The 13,675-nt window shown below is 69.9% G+C and carries 18 protein-coding genes; 9 read left to right on the top strand and 9 right to left on the bottom strand.

Annotated features, from left to right (window positions below; all coding sequences use genetic code 11):
• Positions 1–334: 334 nt before the first annotated feature.
• The 5 genes from ACE1OC_RS07400 to ACE1OC_RS07380 form a co-directional block, all read right to left on the bottom strand.
• Positions 335–514, bottom strand: a complete 180-nt coding sequence (locus ACE1OC_RS07400) for a cold shock domain-containing protein (RefSeq protein ID WP_407836311.1) — start codon at positions 512–514, stop codon at positions 335–337.
• 942 nt (positions 515–1,456) lie between these two features.
• Positions 1,457–1,771: an SCO5918 family protein gene (locus tag ACE1OC_RS07395; RefSeq protein ID WP_407836310.1), complete on the bottom strand. Its 315-nt coding sequence runs from the start codon at positions 1,769–1,771 to the stop codon at positions 1,457–1,459.
• A 49-nt stretch (positions 1,772–1,820) separates the two neighbouring features.
• Positions 1,821–2,225, bottom strand: a complete 405-nt coding sequence (locus ACE1OC_RS07390; RefSeq protein WP_407836309.1) for a CBS domain-containing protein — start codon at positions 2,223–2,225, stop codon at positions 1,821–1,823.
• 46 nt (positions 2,226–2,271) lie between these two features.
• Positions 2,272–3,792, bottom strand: coding sequence for a DEAD/DEAH box helicase (locus ACE1OC_RS07385; protein ID WP_407836308.1), 1,521 nt, complete (start codon positions 3,790–3,792; stop codon positions 2,272–2,274).
• Positions 3,793–4,102: 310 nt separating this feature from the next.
• A complete protein-coding gene (locus ACE1OC_RS07380) occupies positions 4,103–4,306 on the bottom strand; it encodes a cold-shock protein (RefSeq protein WP_407836307.1) in 204 nt (67 codons plus the stop codon).
• A gap of 396 nt (positions 4,307–4,702) precedes the next feature.
• On the opposite strand from ACE1OC_RS07380, the gene ACE1OC_RS07375 reads away from it, so the two are divergent.
• Together ACE1OC_RS07375 and ACE1OC_RS07370 are read left to right on the top strand one after the other, a co-directional pair.
• The gene (locus ACE1OC_RS07375; protein ID WP_351438725.1) at positions 4,703–4,879 is read left to right on the top strand and encodes a hypothetical protein; all 177 of its coding nucleotides are present in this window, start codon (positions 4,703–4,705) and stop codon (positions 4,877–4,879) included.
• A 63-nt stretch (positions 4,880–4,942) separates the two neighbouring features.
• A complete protein-coding gene (locus ACE1OC_RS07370; RefSeq protein WP_407836306.1) occupies positions 4,943–5,302 on the top strand; it encodes a hypothetical protein in 360 nt (119 codons plus the stop codon).
• Positions 5,303–5,390: 88 nt separating this feature from the next.
• On the opposite strand, the gene ACE1OC_RS07365 is transcribed toward ACE1OC_RS07370, so the two are convergent.
• The 3 genes from ACE1OC_RS07365 to ACE1OC_RS07355 all read right to left on the bottom strand — a co-directional run bounded on the left by ACE1OC_RS07365 (position 5,391) and on the right by ACE1OC_RS07355 (position 6,831).
• Positions 5,391–5,834, bottom strand: coding sequence for a DUF2267 domain-containing protein (locus ACE1OC_RS07365; RefSeq protein WP_407836305.1), 444 nt, complete (start codon positions 5,832–5,834; stop codon positions 5,391–5,393).
• 59 nt (positions 5,835–5,893) lie between these two features.
• Complete coding sequence (locus ACE1OC_RS07360) at positions 5,894–6,289, bottom strand: DUF2267 domain-containing protein (RefSeq protein WP_407836304.1); 396 nt, start codon at positions 6,287–6,289, stop codon at positions 5,894–5,896.
• A gap of 107 nt (positions 6,290–6,396) precedes the next feature.
• A complete protein-coding gene (locus ACE1OC_RS07355) occupies positions 6,397–6,831 on the bottom strand; it encodes an Hsp20/alpha crystallin family protein (protein ID WP_407836303.1) in 435 nt (144 codons plus the stop codon).
• Positions 6,832–6,960: 129 nt separating this feature from the next.
• Between ACE1OC_RS07355 and ACE1OC_RS07350 the strand changes: the two genes are divergently transcribed.
• The 3 genes from ACE1OC_RS07350 to ACE1OC_RS07340 all read left to right on the top strand — a co-directional run bounded on the left by ACE1OC_RS07350 (position 6,961) and on the right by ACE1OC_RS07340 (position 8,339).
• Positions 6,961–7,629, top strand: a complete 669-nt coding sequence (locus tag ACE1OC_RS07350; RefSeq protein WP_407836302.1) for an HSP18 transcriptional regulator — start codon at positions 6,961–6,963, stop codon at positions 7,627–7,629.
• A 72-nt stretch (positions 7,630–7,701) separates the two neighbouring features.
• Positions 7,702–7,878 (top strand): hypothetical protein, encoded by a 177-nt coding sequence (locus ACE1OC_RS07345; RefSeq protein WP_407836301.1) that lies wholly within the window; start codon positions 7,702–7,704, stop codon positions 7,876–7,878.
• 104 nt (positions 7,879–7,982) lie between these two features.
• On the top strand, positions 7,983–8,339 hold the full coding sequence (locus ACE1OC_RS07340; RefSeq protein ID WP_407836300.1) for a PRC-barrel domain-containing protein: 357 nt from the start codon (positions 7,983–7,985) through the stop codon (positions 8,337–8,339).
• A gap of 181 nt (positions 8,340–8,520) precedes the next feature.
• Here ACE1OC_RS07340 and ACE1OC_RS07335 read toward each other — a convergent pair whose 3' ends face one another.
• Positions 8,521–9,540: an alpha/beta hydrolase family protein gene (locus ACE1OC_RS07335; protein WP_407836299.1), complete on the bottom strand. Its 1,020-nt coding sequence runs from the start codon at positions 9,538–9,540 to the stop codon at positions 8,521–8,523.
• Positions 9,541–9,699: 159 nt separating this feature from the next.
• Between ACE1OC_RS07335 and ACE1OC_RS07330 the strand changes: the two genes are divergently transcribed.
• The 4 genes from ACE1OC_RS07330 to ACE1OC_RS07315 all read left to right on the top strand — a co-directional run bounded on the left by ACE1OC_RS07330 (position 9,700) and on the right by ACE1OC_RS07315 (position 13,666).
• Positions 9,700–10,335 carry a GNAT family N-acetyltransferase gene (locus ACE1OC_RS07330; RefSeq protein ID WP_407836298.1) on the top strand — a complete coding sequence of 212 codons (636 nt, stop codon included), beginning with the start codon at positions 9,700–9,702 and terminating at the stop codon, positions 10,333–10,335.
• Between the two features lie 35 nt (positions 10,336–10,370).
• Entirely contained in the window at positions 10,371–11,216 is an 846-nt protein-coding gene (locus tag ACE1OC_RS07325; protein WP_407841498.1) for a PaaX family transcriptional regulator C-terminal domain-containing protein, read from the top strand.
• 246 nt (positions 11,217–11,462) lie between these two features.
• Positions 11,463–12,329: an SGNH/GDSL hydrolase family protein gene (locus ACE1OC_RS07320; protein WP_407836297.1), complete on the top strand. Its 867-nt coding sequence runs from the start codon at positions 11,463–11,465 to the stop codon at positions 12,327–12,329.
• A gap of 137 nt (positions 12,330–12,466) precedes the next feature.
• A complete protein-coding gene (locus tag ACE1OC_RS07315) occupies positions 12,467–13,666 on the top strand; it encodes an MBL fold metallo-hydrolase (RefSeq protein WP_407836296.1) in 1,200 nt (399 codons plus the stop codon).
• Positions 13,667–13,675 lie beyond the last annotated feature (9 nt).

The raw sequence follows: 13,675 nt of genomic DNA, 5'->3' as shown, positions 1-13,675 counted from the left end.
ATTTGCTCTTGGCTGGTCAGGAGGTAATCGGGATCGAACGCGGCCGCTCGATGAGGCTGCCGAGTCGATCTGGGCACCGCACGCGCCGCCGGGATCGCCACGCCGCTGCGGCGAGCGGTTGCTCCACCGAGGTGGACAGCCGCCGGTCCGCCTCCCCGTCGGTCGGTCCCGCTCCGGACGTGAATCAGGGCCGCGCAGCAGACGCTGCGCGGCCCTGATTCGGTACTCCTCGTATCCCGTCGGCATCGCGGACGTCCGCTGTTCGGGAGCTTGCGAACTGTTTGGACAGTCGTGAGCGCCGATCGCGGTGGCCGCGCGGGCGGGGTGGGGAGGGTTAGGCCGGGTTGATGTTCTCGGCCTGGGGGCCCTTCTGGCCCTGGGTGATGTCGAACGTGACGACCTGGCCCTCCTGGAGCTCGCGGAAGCCCGAGGAGTTGATCGCCGAGTAGTGGGCGAAGACGTCCGGGCCGCCGCCCTCCTGGGCGATGCTGACGCAGACGCTACACGCCCGCAACGGCCCGTCACCAGGAGGGAGAAAGGTGCGTCATGCCTCCGATACGCGCGGGCGGCACTGCGCAACAGGTGGAGGAAGGGGGCGGAGCGCAGGGAGGGGCCCTGGCGCGTACGACGCCAGGGCCCCGAAGGAACTGTTACACCATCTGCCGGCCCTGTTACTGCGCCGGCCTTCTGTTTCCGCCGACCCGGCCGAGATGCTGCCGGGAGTACGGGGATCGCGGTTGCTTGACCGGAGACCACCTCGCTATCGATGTCCTGCGGTACCCGGACTCAGGCTTATGTCCGGGCGATCCTGATGGCGCTTCAACTCCTCCGTTCATCCCTCGGTGCCAACTACTTGCAAAGCGGGGGACTGCGTACTGCTGGTACTGCTTACTGCTTGTGCTGCTTGTACAACTCGTGGCCTGGCCTAGCGCCACGTTTCGGCAGCCAGCCCCGTCGCCCATCGTGCGTCTGCTCTGGCTTGGAACCCCACTGCCGAACTTCCCGGTGCGCGCGTCCGCAGTCGACGCCTTCACCGAGGTGCTGCTCACTGACTTCACTGCTGGGTACTGCACCTGCAAGTACTGCTGCCCGGCAGTTCGTCTCTGCCAGGCCCTGCTGTCTCTCTGGGCTACGAGAGAAACCATAACCACGCGATCGCCCAATGTCTACTTCCGCCAGGGTAGATTTTTGAGTGCGTGTTGCCGAGGTAATCGGGTGCCGTCAGGTTGAACAGTCATGTGGAAGGGCACAACGACCGGGCAGGCAAGGCCGGACACCGACAACTGACCCGGAGCGCGCGATGACGCACCCCGACATCATCGAGGTCGCCGTCGAGGACTCCAGCCCCCATCCGCCGCGCATGCGTCAGGACTCGGTACGCGAAGAGGGCCCGATCGGCGTGTGCCGGTCGGGCCCTGTTCGCTGTTCGGGTGGCGGCATGCGCCGGGCCCATCGGTCAGGCGGCCGCGGGGGTGCCGAGCATCGCGGAGGCCTGCTGGAGCGGGCTGAGTACGCGCGCGGGCACGGCCGTCCGGGGGAGGCCGGCGCGGCAGGTGAAGCCGAGCTGGGTCATGGCCCGGAGGACCTCGCCGACGCTGAAGTCGCGGCGGTCCTGGCGGGTGATGACCTGGCCGACCTGCTTGACGGGGTAGGTACGACGGCCGATGATCACGGACTCGCCGAGGACCTGCTCGGGCTTGATGCCCTTCATGGACTCCAGGACGCCGCTCTTGGTCAGGTCGAACGGGAAGCGGGCGATGACACAGCGCATGTTGCCTCACAGGGTGAAGAGGGGAACGGTCCGACCGCGGTGAGCTGGTTCAGCGGGCCAGGGCGAGGACGCCCAGAGCGCTGCCTTGTTCATCGACGACGGGCAGAGCGGTGAGCTCGCGGTAGCGCATTGCGTGCTCGGCCTCGGTGATCGTGGTCATGGGCGAGGTGAACGGCCCGCGGTCGCCGAGGACATCGCGCAGACGGAGCTGGTCGGTGTACGCGGCGCTGTCGCGGATGGCGCTGAGCCGCTCCCGCGTGATCAGCCCGGTGCAGAGGCCGTCCTCGTCGCAGACGAGCAGACGGTCGGCGCGGGAACTGGCCGTGACGGCCAGGGCCACCTCGACGGTCATGTCGTCACAGACCTGAGGGCCGGCCGCCTCCATGGCGTCGTCCACCGTCCGGAGGACGAGGTCGGCGTGCGGGGAGCGGGGCTGCATCTGGACAAGCGTCAAAATCTGCCTCCTGCAGAGATGGGTCAGTTTCCGGATCACGTGGTGCTCAGGCCGCCGCATCGAAGGCGGACTGGCGCGCGCTGGCGCGCCGGGCGGCCGAGGCGGGTCCGCGCCGGCCGCGGGAGGCCGTGCTGCGCTTGGGCCGCTCGGACACCGGTGCGGTGATGGTGACCGGAATTCCGGAGGGTGCCTGGGCGCCGGTGATCCGGTTCAGGGCCTCGTCGCCCGAGTGGACCTGGGCGGTCTGCGGGGTGATGCCCGCGGCCTGCATGAGACGGACCATGTCGCGGCGCTGGTTGGGCAGGACCAGGGTGACGACGCTGCCGGACTCGCCGGCGCGGGCGGTGCGGCCGCCGCGGTGCAGGTAGTCCTTGGGGTCGGTCGGCGGGTCCACGTTGACGACGAGGTCGAGGTTGTCGACGTGGATGCCGCGGGCCGCGACGTTCGTCGCCACGAGCACGCTGACGTGCCCGGACTTGAACTGGGTGAGCGTACGGGTGCGCTGGGGCTGCGACTTTCCGCCGTGCAGGGCCGCGGCGCGCACCCCGTTGCTCAGCAGGTGCTCGGTGAGCCTGTCCACGGCGTGCTTGGTGTCCAGGAACATGATCACGCGGCCCTCGCGGGCGGCGATCTCGGTCGTGGCGGCCTGCTTGTCGAAGTTCTGGACGTGCAGGACGTGGTGTTCCATCGTGGTGACGGCGCCCTGCGAGGGGTCGACGGAGTGCACGACGGGGTCGGTCAGGTAGCGGCGGACCAGCAGGTCGACGTTGCGGTCGAGGGTGGCGGAGAACAGCATCCGCTGGCCCTCGGGGCGCACCTGGTCGAGCAGCGCGGTGACCTGGGGCATGAAGCCCATGTCCGCCATCTGGTCGGCCTCGTCCAGGACGGTGATCCCGACCTGGTTCAGCCGGCAGTCGCCGCGGTCGATGAGGTCCTTCAGACGTCCGGGGGTGGCGACGACCACTTCGGCCCCGGCGCGCAGCGCCTGTGCCTGCCGGTAGATGGGCATGCCGCCGACGACGGTGGCCATGCGCAGCTTCACCGCACGGGCGTAGGGCGTGAGGGCCGCCGTGACCTGCTGGGCGAGTTCACGGGTGGGTACGAGGACCAGCGCGAGCGGCTGCCCCGACTCGGCGCTCTGACCGGCCGTACGGGCCAGCAGTGCGAGGCCGAAGGCCAGGGTCTTTCCGGAGCCGGTGCGGCCGCGCCCCAGGACGTCCCGGCCCGCGAGGGTGTTGGGCAGCGTGGCGGCCTGGATCGGGAACGGGGTGGTCATGCCCTCACGGCCGAGCGTGGCGAGCAGCTGGGCCGGCATGGCGAGGTCGGCGAACGCCTCGACAGGGGGCAGTGCGGGGGTGATCGTCTTCGGCGGTGCGAACTCGCCCTGGATCGCGGCGGGCCGGCGGCCGTATCCGCCCGAGCGGCTCGGACCTCCGGAACGACTCGGACCTCCGGAACGGCTCGGGGTCGAAGAGCCGAAGCGGCTGCCCCGGCCCGAACCCGCGGCGAAAGCGGGGCCGCCGGTGCGGCTGCGGGGGGAGCGGTCGTTCGTACGTGTGGGGTTCATGCGGAACCTTCCTTGATGCGGCACGTATCAAGGAATTCCCGCAGCGTAGGAGCGGCGCAGGGAATTGCGAGAACGGGCCGAATAGAATGCGAAAGCGGATCCGGGCCGCGAGAAATGTGTGCGGGTACGCGTGCTTGCCATGGGGGTGGCGTCATACGGACGCGAAAACCGGAGAAATGAGCTCGGGTGCGGCTCCGAGGAGGCGCCATCCCGTGCTTGGACCCGCGGGTGGAAGCACCGCGGGAGATGTGTGCAGCTGGGGCCCGCACCCCGAGGGATGCGGGCCCCAGCTGCAAAACGCGCGTCAGCGTCAGGCGGGAACGATGTTCTCCGCCGTCGGGCCCTTCTGGCCCGGCGCGATGTCGAAGGTGACCTTCTGGCCTTCGAGCAGCTCGCGGAAGCCCCGGGCGGCGATGTTCGAGAAGTGGGCGAACACGTCAGGGCCGCCACCGTCCTGCTCGATGAAGCCGAAACCCTTTGCCGCGTTGAACCACTTCACGGTGCCAGCAGCCATGTCATATCTCCTTGGGGGCAGTACACCGGAGTCCGCACTGTGCAGAGACCGTGTCGCCGCGATGATGCCCCGCCCGGAATTGACCGGAAATATGAAGCACCACCGTGCGGCGCGAAGGCCGGCTGGAGACGCTCTAAGTTTTTGGGTACCAAAACTGCAACCGAGATCGACAGTAGCACGCCGCAGTGGATTGCATGGGGCGAATATTTATACCCCCTGCACTGCAGTAAAAACTCTCCTCGCGTTGCCCGCCAAACCCTCTGCCCGCGGGGACAGGTATTGATTCACGCCCAGTGCAGTGTTTCGAAGGTTGGCGTATTCGCCAGCTACGACGTAGGTGGCCCGTCGGAGCGTCATGCTCCTCCCCGAGCGCAGTGGGCGGGCAAGATGGCACGGATGATGGTTGAGCTGAAGTTCGAGACCGTGGTGTGCCCGCACTGTGCTGCCGGGCCGGCTCCCAGGCAGGCCCGGACCGTCGCTGCAGACGGCCAGCGCCGGGTGACGGTGACGTGGCATGTTGCTTCCTGCCCGCACTACGTCGCCGATCGTCTGCTGGCAGGGCAGGACGACTGAGTGTTGCCGTCGCGGTCTCCACCGCACCCCGGCGGCGTGCGGTGGAGAATATAATTGACTTCCATGTCGAAGCCTGACGAGCTGCTCGTGAACGTCGCCGCCCTGGTGGAGTCCGGGCAGAGCAACCAGATGTCCCTGACCGTGGTCACCGGTGGTGCTGTCATCACCGGCCGACTCGCCCCCGAAGCCGTGTGGAGAGAACGGGTGTCGGAGGTGCTGACGGATTCCGCCCGCCTGAGCGAGTTCTCCGCCATCTTCACTGCCACGACACCCAAGGAGGGGCCACCCACGCATCTGCACTTCCATGTGGCGCGGATCCTGCAGGGAACCGTGGGTATCCCGGAGACGGGCGGGATGTACCGCATCTCGATCAAGGACGTCAGCGCCTGGACCGTGGGCGACTTCAGCTACTCCGACGGCTGACCCGCGACTACGGCGAGAATCCACCGCAGGACTGAGGGCCCGACCGGTGCATCCGGTCGGGCCCTCACCGCTGTGACGGAGCGCCGGATCAGGCTGCGTGCTGGTGCTGGCGCAGTTCCGCCTGGCCGAAGAGGAGGGCGTAGCCGCCGGGGAGCTGGTGGAGGATGCGGGCGAGGAGGTCGGGCCCCGCGAGGCGTGTGACCACGGCGAGCACGGCGCCGGTGTCCCAGCGCGCGGTGGCGGGGGTGGCGCCGGTGCGGGTGGCCAGGTCCTTGACGAAGCCCCAGCCGGTGAGCTGTTCGGTGTCGGGGATCCGGGCGGTGAGGGTGAGCGCGGCCTCGACGGGCAGGCGCTGTGCGAGGTCGACGCGTTCGTCTCCGGTGATTTGCCGGCCGAGGGCGGCCAAGACGGTGCGGACGGCTTCCTCGGCGCGTTCGCGGGTGGGGTACGCCCCCTCGTAGCGCACACGTTCCAGCACCTGCTCGAACGTCATGGCGGGCGGGGCCGGGTTCGGTCGAGGCTGGTCGTACATGGTGCTGCGGTTGCCTTTCTCTTCGAGGGTCCGGAGCTGCGGACGGGGGCGGCGGGTGGTCAGGCGGGTTGGGGGTGACCGAAGAGGAGGTCGTAGCCGGGCGGGAGCTGGAGCAGGACCTCGCGGGTGAGGACGTCGCCCGCAGCGGCGGCCACGGTGGACAGGACGGCGCCGATGTCCCAGAGGGCCGTCTTCTCGGTGGCGCCTTCGATCCAGGCCGCCGTCGCGCGTACGAACCGTTCGGGCGAGAGCGGCTCGGTGGCCTGCAGGGGGTTGAGGAGGATCAGGGCGTAGGTCTCGGGCAGTCGGGCCGCAAGCTCGGCGCGGACGGTGCCGACGAGGTGGGCGCCCAGCAGGGCCAGGACGACGCGGGCAACGCGATCGGCTTCTTCCGTGGTTTCGTACTCGCCGCGTTCCTGGACATGGGCCAGGAACGACTCCCTGCGCATCGACATCACGCCACCTCCGAGAAGGGGTGAAGGGTGAGAGGGGATGCGGAGGGCGGGGGTGCCGGAGGGGGATCGGCTCTTCCCCGCCCTCCGCTGCCGGCTGGCGGGGGCGGTCAGTCGGAGATCTGCTTGCGGCCGGACTCGCCGCCGATGCTGATCTTGCGGGGCTTGGCGCGCTCGGCGATCGGGATGCGCAGGGTCAGGACACCCGCGTCGTAGTCGGCTTCGATGCGCTCGGTGTCGAGGGTGTCGGCCAGCATGATCTGTCGGGAGAAGACCCCGAGGGGCCGTTCGGAGAGCTCCATCTGCACGCCGTCGGACGTGCGCGTGGGCCGGCGTTCGGCCTTCACGGTCAGCATGTTCCGCTCGACGTCGATGTCGATCGCCTCGGTGCTCACGCCGGGGAGGTCGAAGGCGATCACGTACTCGTCGCCCTGCCGATAGGCGTCCATCGGCATGACCGACGGCTTCGACCATGTGCCCGAGCTACCGGACAGCTGCTGGACGATCCGGTCCATCTCGCGGAACGGGTCAGTGCGCATCAACATCGCGAAACACCTCCAGTTGGTTCAGGCAGAAACTGCCAATGCGCTTCAACGTGCTCCCGTTGTAACATGTCATCGAAACGATGACAACCGGGATGTCACCTGGAGGGTGACAGGGTCGCGGGGAGTGCCATGAACGAGTCTGCCGAGTCGACCGCATCCATCCCCTTCGTTGCCGCCGCCGCGGCGCTGGAGGTCATCAATCAAGCCGTCAAAGACGCGCAACAACCCTCTGTCGGAAGGCCAATGGCCGAAGCGACGCTCCCACCGGGTTCGGGCCCCCACTCGCCTCTGGCTGCACTGCAGATGCTGCGCGAGGTCCGTGAGCAGCTCGCCGGCTGGGAGAGCGGACTGATCGAAACCGCCCGCGGGCACGGAGCGAGCTGGGCCGATCTCGCTGGACCCCTGGGGGTCGCCAGCCGTCAGGCCGCCGAACGCCGCTACCTGCGACTGCGCCCCGGCATCGCCGGAAGCACCGGCGACCAACGCGTCCAGGCCACCCGTGACACCCGCGCCGCCGACCGCACCGTGACCGCCTGGGCCCGCGACAACGCGGCCGACCTGCGACGGCTCGCCGGCCAGGTCACCTCCCTCACCGGTCTCCCCGCAAGCGCCGAGAGCGCCGTCGGCGACCTGAACCTGGCCCTCGCCGAGAACGACGCCGCGCGTCTCGTCCGCCCCCTGACCGACACCCGGCCCCACCTGCGACCCGAAGACGCCGACCTCGTCGAACGCATCGATGCCCTGACCCGGCACACCGACCAGCTCCGCCAGGACACCCACGACCAGCGCAGCACGTGACCCGTTACCCCGAACCGTCGGCTGACCACCACGCTTCGGAGCCACGCCTGTAGATCGAAGGAGTGATCCACCATGGTCGGACGCTCTCCCCGGGAAGCCGGTGCCGACGACATCGCCGTGGAGGTCCTGGACCATGCAGTGGCGGTCCGGCCCACCGGCGAGATCGACATCGAGGCCGCCGGTCGGCCGCCGTCCGAGCGGATACCCGGACGGACTCCCTCGGTGGGCGGCTGCTCAGAACCGGTGTGACGGGCGGGGCGTTGCCGGGGTGTGCCGAACTGGTTTGCCCCGTCAGGCGGGGGCAGGCTAGGAAGTGCACCGGGCGGGCCGTGATCGTGCGAAGGGACCTGAGGATGATCCAGGCAGCGGACATTCGCGAGTGGCGTACCCACGACGTGGTCGACTTGGACGGGCACAGGATCGGCGCGCTGGAGGCCGTCTACGTGGACACCAGCACGGACGAGCCGGCCATGGCCACCGTGCTGGTGGGGCTGCCCACCCGGCACCGGCTGGTCTTCGTTCCGCTGGGCGGCGCGATGGTCGGGCCCGGGTACGTCAAGGTCGACTACGAGAAGGCGCTGGTGAAGAAGAGCCCTTCGATCGGTACGGACGACGTCTTGCCCGCCGAGGAAGAGGCGGGCATCTTCCAGCACTACGGCCTCACCTACCGGCCCGGTGCGGGCGGCGAGCGGCAGCTCGCGCGCCGCTGAGCTCCCATTCGCGCGAGGAGGTGTCCACGTCGTGAAGGTCTTCTTGATCCTGCTCTTCGTGGCGGCCCTGGTCTACCTGGGCATGCGCGGGCGTCGTGCCGGACGCCGACACATCCGCTGAGAAGGCCGGGTGACCTCCTGCGAACGTGCACCACGCGGCACGGCCGGTCTTGCCGGACTGTCACGGAGTGGCAATGCTGCCTCGGTCGAGATCCTTGAGGAACTGTCGTTGGCCGTCCAGGAATCCGTCCGCGAAGAGCGAGCGGGGCGAGAAGAGCGCAGTGAGCGTGATCTTGAGGTCCGACTGCTCGATGGACCGCTTGAGCAATGAGTGGGTCGCGTCCGGGTAGCGCTTGGCCGTCAATGCACCGCCTGCGTCCAGCACCTCGCGGTAGACGCGCTCCGTGTCGGCGACGTCTACGTTGATGTCGTGACCCGCGAGGGCCAGCAGCACCGGTACGCCGCGTAGGGCGCGAAGGTCCTGCGTGGCGTCCGCGGTGTGGTTCTTGGAGATGAAGCCCCAGCGATCGGCGGTCATACCGTCCGCGTCGCCGCCCATGACCTTGACGTACTCCTCGAAGGTCGCGTGGCGTTCCAGCAGCCGTCGGGTGGTGTCACTCTTGGCGATCGCCGCGTTGGTACGGGCTGCTGACGCGCCCTCGGCGCGCAGCTCGGCGAGGAGGTTGTAGCGGCCCTGCTGGAGCCAGTTGATCGCGGGTGAGACGGCGATGACGAAGCTCAGGGGGGTCTTGGCGGCGACCTTCGGCAGGACCCAGCCCGCCTGGCTGACGCCCCAGAGGCCGATCCGGTCGCCGTCGATGTCCGGGCGGGCGCGCGCCCAGGCGATGGCGGCGGCTGCCTCGTCGGCCCGGTCGTCCATGGACTGGCCGAGCCAGTTCCCGGGCGCGCCCGCGACGCCGGGCTTGTCCCAGGACAGGGAGGCGTAGCCGGCCTTGGCGTTCGCTTCCCACATGGGCTTGTACCCGTCGTCGTGGGTGGCGTCGACGGGGCCGTCGCCGTGGAGGTACACGACCAGGCCGTGGCGTTTGCGGCTGTCCTTGGGGGTGGCCAGTACTCCGTTGAGGGTGTGGCCGCCGTGGCGGATCGAAACCCGCTGCTCGTCCATGGCGTAGGAGTGCTGCCACAGCACCACACCGACGAGACCGGCGGCCACGACCAAGGCCGTGACGAGTGACCACACGGCTATGCGGAGCCTCCGCGGTCGGGGCTGGATCTTTGGATGCATGGGATCTGACCGCCTCTGTTCGGGTGAGCCAACCTAAAACTAACAGACTGAACACGGTCGTCGTGAGAATGATAGTTTTGAGATTCAGGTCGTAGTGAGAGAAGGGGGCACGGCATGGGACTGGACGCGATGGACACCGGCACGGGACCGGTGACGGTCCGGCGGGGCCTGCCGGCCGGCGCCGAGCGGCGGGCGGCCGAGCTGTACTGGGAGGCTTTCGGCCGTAAACTCGGCCCCGCGCTGAACCCGCCGGACAAGGCGGTGCCCTTCATCGCCGCTCACCTGAACGCCGATCGCGCGGTGTGCGCACTCGTCGACGGGCAGCTCGTCGGCCTCGCCGGCTACCAGCTCGGCGGCCGTGCCCTCACCGGGGGATCGGCCTCCGCCGTACTGCGCGCGTACGGACACCTGCGGGGGCTGCACAGGCTCCTGCTCCTCGCCCTGTTCGAACGCCACCCGGCCCCCGGACAGCTCGTCATGGACGGCATCGCCGTGGACCCGGGCATGCGCGGCCGTGGCGTTGGGAGCCTGCTCATCGAGGAAGTGGCCGCCGTCGCGGCGGAGCGGCACTGCCGGGAGATCAGACTGGATGTGATCGACATCAATCCGCGCGCCAGGGCCCTGTACGAGCGGCGAGGGTTCACGGCCGTGCGGACCGAGAGCACGCCCTACCTGCGTAGGCTTCTGGGATTCGGCGCGGTGACCACCATGCGTCGCGCCATCGGAACGAGGGGGGCGGGAGAACCGTGAGCGTCGAGGCCGACAACGTCGAGGTCCCCACCCGCATGCTCGTCCACGCGCTGATCCGCGAGGACGGCACCGTCGGCGCGGACGAGCTCTACACCGTCGCCAACACCCTGGGCATGAGCGACCAGCAGGTGCGGCTGTGCATCAAACGCCTGGTGGCCGAGGGCCGGTTCACCCACGAGGGCCGTGGCCGCAAGGCGGAGCTGCACGCGACCGAGGACACCACGCATGCCCTGGCTCCCAACGCGGACTTCCTCCGGCACGCGTTCCAGCAGGACGCCGGGCTCGCTCCCTGGGACGGTGTCTGGCACCTGGCCGCCTTCGCGGTGCCCGAATCGGCGCGCACGGCCCGGGACGCCTTGCGCGAGACGCTCGTCCACCTCGGCGGCGCCCCGCTCCAGGGCGGACTGTACGTCTGCGCCAACGCCTGGGAACCGTACGTCGAAGAAGCTGCCCACCGCCTCGGCGCCCAGAGCGCGCTCACCCTTCTCACCACGACCGACCTGCGCAAGGGCGACGCCCAAGAGCCTGTCGAACTCGCCCGCAGCCTGTGGTCCCTGCAGGAGATCGCCGACCGCTACCACCGCCTCAGCCGCATCGCCCGGCCACGCCTCGCCCGGCTCACCGGCCCTGCCGAACTCTCCCCACCCGCACTCCTCACCATCGCGGTCGAACTTGCCGCCGAACTCACCCGCGCCCTGGAGCCCGACCCGCTGTTGCCGCCTCAGCTCCTGCCCCAGCCCTGGCCCGGCACCCAGGCCCGGCAGCTCGTCGCCCGGTGCTGGGCGGCCCTGCACGAACGAGACGGCGGCGAAGCCCAACCAGCCCTCTTCCGCCTCTACGCCGACATCACCCGAGAAGCTGCAGCCCGGGCCGCGCGCTGAAGACGGGCCAGAGGGCGTGCACTGCTCTTGGGACAGCGAGGCGCAGGAGCATCGTCGCCCCGGAGAACCCGCGCAGCCCCAGCCGGGCAAGTCGGTGGGCGAGTTCAGCGGCAGCTGGACTGTTCGGCTCTGGCCGTGCCGCGATCGTTGCACCGCCCCACGTTGAGGAGTCCGCCCGCGTTATTCCCCGGCCGGGGGGTGGTGAAGATCACGGTCCGTAAGGCCCTGGCTACGGTCGCGTAGGTCATGATCCGCGGTGAAGTATGGGCTCCCGTGGCAGCGACGACGACATCCAAGACCAAGACCATTGGCTCGTACGCGGCGCTCGGGGACAGCTTCACCGAGGGCGTGGGGGACCCGGGACCGGGGGACACCTTCCTCGGCTGGGCGGACCGGCTGGCCGTCCTCCTGGCCGACCGGCGCGAGGAGCAGCACGAGCACGCGGGTGACTCCGGCGAGTCCGCCGGTTCCGGAGGTTCGGGAGGGTTCCGCTACGCGAACCTGGCCGTACGGGGCCGACTGCTCGACCAGATCGTGGCCGAGCAGGTCCCCCGGGCCAAGGAGCTCGCGCCGGACCTCGTGACCTTCTGCGCGGGTGGCAACGACATCATCCGGCCCGGCAGCGACCCGGACGACGTGGCCGCACGGTACGAGGCGGCCGTGCGCGACCTCACCGGATCCGTCGGCCTCGTCGTGATCACCACCGGCTTCGACACGCGCGACGTGCCCGTCCTCAAGCACATGCGGGGCAAGATCGCGACGTTCAGCGCGCACGTCCGGTCGATCGCCGACCGGTACGAGTGCCCCGTGCTCGACCTCTGGTCGCTGAAATCCGTACAGGACCGGCGGGCCTGGGACGACGACCGGCTCCACCTCTCGCCCGAAGGGCACACCAGGGTCGCCCTGCGCGCCGCCCAGGTGCTCGGCCTCGACACGCCGGCCGATCCGGACCAGCCCTGGCCGCCGATGCGGCCGCGCGGGTCGGTGGACACCACCCGCGACAACATCCACTGGGCGCGCGAGCACCTCGTGCCGTGGATCGGCCGTCGGCTGCGCGGCGAGTCCTCCGGGGACCACGTGGAGGCGAAGCGGCCGGACCTGCTGCCGCTGTAGAGGCCGTGCGGGGGCGGGTGGGAGCGAGGTCGGGGCGCGTTCGCAGGCGCGTAACGGAATCCTTGGGGGGTATCACGCGTTGGGATGGTGGTAACCATGAGAACGCCCTGCCCGCACCCCCCCACACTGGAGGCGCCTTGACCGGCTCCCGACCCTTGCGTCCACGGCTGCGCGCGCTGCGGCCCGAAGCCTTCGGCGCGGACCCGTCCGGTGCCCGGCTGGAGCGGATCCGGCGTTCGCCGAACTTCGCCGACGGAGTGTTCCAGAACCCGGCCGGAACCCGGACCAGACCCTCCGGGTCCATGGCGGAGTTCGCCAAGATCTACTTCCACAAGGAGCAGCGGCTCCGGCGTAGCCCCGGCGCCCCCATCCCGGTCTACCCGACGACCCTCGCGGAGCTGTCGAAGCCCCCGGTCAGCGGCCTGAGGCTGACCTGGATGGGGCACTCCAGCGTGCTCGCCGAGATCGACGGGCGCCGGGTCCTCTTCGACCCGGTCTGGGGCGAGCGGTGCTCCCCCTTCCCCTTCGCCGGACCCAAGCGCCTGCACCCGGTACCCGTACCGCTGGCCTCGCTGGGCGAGGTGGACGTGGTGGTGATCTCGCACGACCACTACGACCACCTCGACCTCCCGACGATCAAGGCCCTGGCCGGCACGGACACGGTCTTCGCCGTCCCGCTGGGCGTCGGCGCGCACCTGGAGCGCTGGGGAGTCCCGGCAGACCGGCTTCGCGAGCTCGACTGGAACGAGACCACCAAGGTCGCCGGACTCTCGCTCACCGCCACCCCGGCCCAGCACTTCTGCGGTCGCGGCCTGCGCAACCAGCAGTTCACCCTGTGGGCCTCCTGGGTCGTCACGGGCGATGAGCACCGGATCTACCACAGCGGGGACACCGGCTACTTCCCCGGCTTCAAGGAGATCGGCGCGGCGCACGGGCCCTTCGACGCGACGATGATCCAGATCGGCGCGTACTCGGAGTTCTGGACCGACATCCACATGACGCCCGAGGAGGGCATCCGCGCCCACCTCGACCTCCAGGGCGGCGCCGTGCGCGGCACGATGCTGCCGATCCACTGGGGCACCTTCAACCTGGCCCCCCACCCGTGGGACGAGCCGGGCGAGGGTACGGTGACCGCCGCCGAGAGGGTCGGCGCGGCGATCGCCCTGCCGGTGCCGGGGCAGCCGTTCGAACCGGGTGCGGCCGATGCGCCGAGCGCGCCGTGGTGGCGGCCCTTCGTGGCCGCGGGCTCGCCCCCGCCGGTCGCGGCGGTCCGGCCCGCCGTGACGGGGAGGCCGGCAGCCGTGACGCACGAGGAGCCGGAGGCGGTGGGGTCCTAGGCCCGCAGG

The sequence above is a fragment of the Streptomyces stoeckheimensis genome, from assembly GCF_045822005.1.
GTDB classification, from domain to species: domain Bacteria; phylum Actinomycetota; class Actinomycetes; order Streptomycetales; family Streptomycetaceae; genus Streptomyces; species Streptomyces stoeckheimensis.
This window is presented reverse-complemented; position numbering and strand designations above follow the sequence as displayed.

Bases quoted from the DNA above. Each gene is read 5' to 3' on its own strand.
- ACE1OC_RS07340 (WP_407836300.1), top strand. From the start codon at position 7,983: ATGATCCAGGCAGCGGACATTCGCGAGTGGCGTACCCACGACGTGGTC.
- ACE1OC_RS07360 (WP_407836304.1), bottom strand. From the start codon at position 6,289: ATGTCGATGCGCAGGGAGTCGTTCCTGGCCCATGTCCAGGAACGCGGC.
- ACE1OC_RS07395 (WP_407836310.1), bottom strand. From the start codon at position 1,771: ATGCGCTGTGTCATCGCCCGCTTCCCGTTCGACCTGACCAAGAGCGGC.
- ACE1OC_RS07365 (WP_407836305.1), bottom strand. From the start codon at position 5,834: ATGTACGACCAGCCTCGACCGAACCCGGCCCCGCCCGCCATGACGTTC.
- ACE1OC_RS07375 (WP_351438725.1), top strand. From the start codon at position 4,703: ATGATGGTTGAGCTGAAGTTCGAGACCGTGGTGTGCCCGCACTGTGCT.
- ACE1OC_RS07385 (WP_407836308.1), bottom strand. From the start codon at position 3,792: ATGAACCCCACACGTACGAACGACCGCTCCCCCCGCAGCCGCACCGGC.
- ACE1OC_RS07380 (WP_407836307.1), bottom strand. From the start codon at position 4,306: ATGGCTGCTGGCACCGTGAAGTGGTTCAACGCGGCAAAGGGTTTCGGC.
- ACE1OC_RS07355 (WP_407836303.1), bottom strand. From the start codon at position 6,831: ATGTTGATGCGCACTGACCCGTTCCGCGAGATGGACCGGATCGTCCAG.
- ACE1OC_RS07330 (WP_407836298.1), top strand. From the start codon at position 9,700: ATGGGACTGGACGCGATGGACACCGGCACGGGACCGGTGACGGTCCGG.
- ACE1OC_RS07345 (WP_407836301.1), top strand. From the start codon at position 7,702: ATGGTCGGACGCTCTCCCCGGGAAGCCGGTGCCGACGACATCGCCGTG.
- ACE1OC_RS07350 (WP_407836302.1), top strand. From the start codon at position 6,961: ATGAACGAGTCTGCCGAGTCGACCGCATCCATCCCCTTCGTTGCCGCC.
- ACE1OC_RS07320 (WP_407836297.1), top strand. From the start codon at position 11,463: ATGATCCGCGGTGAAGTATGGGCTCCCGTGGCAGCGACGACGACATCC.
- ACE1OC_RS07325 (WP_407841498.1), top strand. From the start codon at position 10,371: ATGCTCGTCCACGCGCTGATCCGCGAGGACGGCACCGTCGGCGCGGAC.
- ACE1OC_RS07370 (WP_407836306.1), top strand. From the start codon at position 4,943: ATGTCGAAGCCTGACGAGCTGCTCGTGAACGTCGCCGCCCTGGTGGAG.